Origin of the sequence: Variovorax sp. Root473 (assembly GCF_001426505.1) — a bacterium.
In the GTDB taxonomy this organism is placed as follows: domain Bacteria; phylum Pseudomonadota; class Gammaproteobacteria; order Burkholderiales; family Burkholderiaceae_C; genus Variovorax.
On record NZ_LMEV01000007.1, the window covers coordinates 1 to 2,617 of the forward strand.

Here is a 2,617-nt window from a genome sequence, read left to right on the forward strand (position 1 = left end):
TGTCCGCGCCGAAGTAGAAGTGAGCCACCGCGCCGATCAAGTAATGAGCCAGGGGTGGAAGCCGACGCTGTGATCGTCAGCTGTGGATAAGTGTATGTCTTGCCTTGTTTGCTGCTCTCCTCATCTTGATGGTGGTGTCGCGTACTAAGGCGCGAAGGGCGTAGCCCGTAGCGCCTTGCCGCGCACGGCGCCGTTAGTCGGTGGCGTCGGCTACATCGGCTTTGGCGCCGCCCTTGCGGGCCTGTTCCCTGGCCTTGATGCGCTTCTTCGCCGTAGCGCTGCTGTGCAGGAATCGATGGCTTTCATTGCCCGTCTCGACGATGTGGCAGTGGTGCGTGAGTCGGTCGAGCAAGGCGGTGGTCATCTTCGCGTCGCCGAACACCGTCGACCATTCGGCGAAGTCTAGGTTGGTCGTGATCACCACGCTGGTGTGTTCGTACAGCTTGCTCAGCAGATGGAACAGCAGCGCGCCGCCGGCCTGGCTGAACGGCAAGTAGCCCAGCTCATCCAGGATGACCAGGTCCATGCGCAGCAGACCACTGGCGATGCGCCCGGCCTTGCCTTGGGCCTTCTCCTGCTCCAGTGCATTGACCAGGTCGACCGTCGAGTAGAACCGCACACGCTTGCCTTGGCGCGTGATGCCCGACACACCCAAGGCCGTCGCCAGATGCGTCTTGCCCGTACCCGGCCCGCCGACCAGCACGGCGTTGTGCGCGGCCTCGGTGAACTCCAGCGTCGCGAGCTGTTGGATCAGCTTCTGGTCGACCACCGAGGCATCGAAGTCGAAGCCCGCCAGATCCCGGTGCACCGGGAAGCGCGCCGATGTCATCTGGTATTGAACCGAGCGCATTGCGCGGTCCGTCGTCTCGGCCTGCAGCAGGTGCTCGACCAGCCAGCGCGAGGCATCCAGACCCGATGCCGGACCCTGCTCCTGCAGGTCGCACCAAGCGCCTGCCATGCCGTGCAGGCGCAATGCCTTGAGCTCAACGATCACGTCACGCATGATCCACCTCCTGGCCGCGCAGGCTGTCGTAGCGCGCTGTGTTCGCCAGTGGTGGCGTTGTGATCTGCAGAGCCGTCTCGGCATTAAGTGGCGCCGACGGTGCGTTGAGCCGGCCGAGGACGTTGACGACGTGCTCAACGCTGACGCGCCCGGATGGAGGGCTGTTCTCCATCGCCAGTTCGACCGCCACGATCACCGCATCCAGTCCCGCCGTCGCAACGATGGCAAGCACCTGCGCCATCACACGGTCCCCGCCGGCCTGGCGCAATAGACCGCGTCGCAGACGCTGCAACGCCTCGGGCATGTCTGCGAAGGGCGCGCCATTGCGCAGTGCCCCGGGCTTGCGCTGCACCAGCGGGATGTAGTGCTGCCAGTCGTAGCGGGTGCCGCCCGAGTCGCTCAGGCGCTCGTGTCGCGCGACCACCGCATCATCGGCGACGACCACGACGCCGCCCGGATAGAGCCTTGTGCTGACCATCTGCCCCACCAGTTCGCAGGGCACCGAGTAACGGTTGCGCGCCACCGACACCAAGCAGGTGCTCGACACGCGCGCCGGCTTCTCCACGTAGCCATCGAAGGGTTCTGGCATGGGCATCAGGTGAGGCCTTTCGTGCTCCAGCATCTCGGCCACGCTGAACTGGCTGTGTTCGGGATGCCGGATCTCGTTCCACAGGGACCGGCAGCGCTCGCTCAGCCAGGCATTGAGTTCGACGAAGGAGCCGAAGCGGCGCCGGCCCGCCTCGATCCAGATGCGCCGACGACTGTCCTGCACGTTCTTCTCCACACGCCCCTTCTCCCAGCCCGATGCGACGTTGCAGAAGTCGGGGTCGTACAGGTAGTGCGCGCACATCACCGAGAAGCGCGCGTTGACGGTGCGGCCCTTGCCCTTGTGGACCTTGTCGACGGCGGTGCGCATGTTGTCGTAGATCCCACGCCGCGCCACGCCACCCAGCGCCGCAAACGATCTTGTGTGGGCGTCGAACAGCATCTCGTGGCCCTGGCTCGGGTAGGCCACCAACCAGAACGCACGGCTCGCGCACAGCTTCAGGTGCGACACCTGCATCCGGTAGTAGATGCCGCCGACCACCAGACCTTCTTCGCTCCAATCGAACTGGAAGGCGCTCGAAGTTCAGCGGCACGAACGCCGTGACGTTGACCGCTTGACCCTCGCCTTGGCGCCACGCTCGAACGAAGTCGGTGACAGCCGAGTAACCACCGCCGTAGCCTGCCGCCTTGATCTCGGCATGGAGCGCGCGGGCCGTGCGTCGTTCGTGCTTGGGCCGTCGCGCATCGGCCGTCAATGCCTGCTTCAGCGTCGCCTCGAATCCGCTGAGCTTGTTCGGGCGCGCTTCGCGCCGGTACTTCGGCGCCTCGGCCACCGGTGCGCGCAGCCACTTCGACACCGTGTTGCGCGACAGCCCCGTCATGCGCGCTATCTCGCGCTCCGACAGCTTGTCCCTCACGTGCAGCCGTCGGATCCTGCCAATCATGTCCATGGTGATCACTCCTCGAACCCCGCTGCTTAAATAAACAGCAGGGTAGGTTGAACACCTGGCTCACTTTTACTTCGGCACTACCCGCAGAACTGGCTCAGTTTCCGGTCGGCGTCAACAC

At 64.9% G+C, this 2,617-nt stretch carries 1 protein-coding gene and 1 pseudogene; both read right to left on the reverse strand.

Features of this window, described 5'->3' with window-relative positions; genetic code table 11:
- Positions 1–193: 193 nt before the first annotated feature.
- The gene (gene istB / locus ASD34_RS05090; protein WP_157609641.1) at positions 194–1,006 is read right to left on the reverse strand and encodes an IS21-like element helper ATPase IstB; all 813 of its coding nucleotides are present in this window, start codon (positions 1,004–1,006) and stop codon (positions 194–196) included.
- Positions 996–2,499: pseudogene (gene istA / locus ASD34_RS05095) on the reverse strand (IS21 family transposase). The gene istB and the pseudogene istA overlap by 11 nt, the downstream one beginning before the upstream one ends.
- Positions 2,500–2,617: the final 118 nt, after the last annotated feature.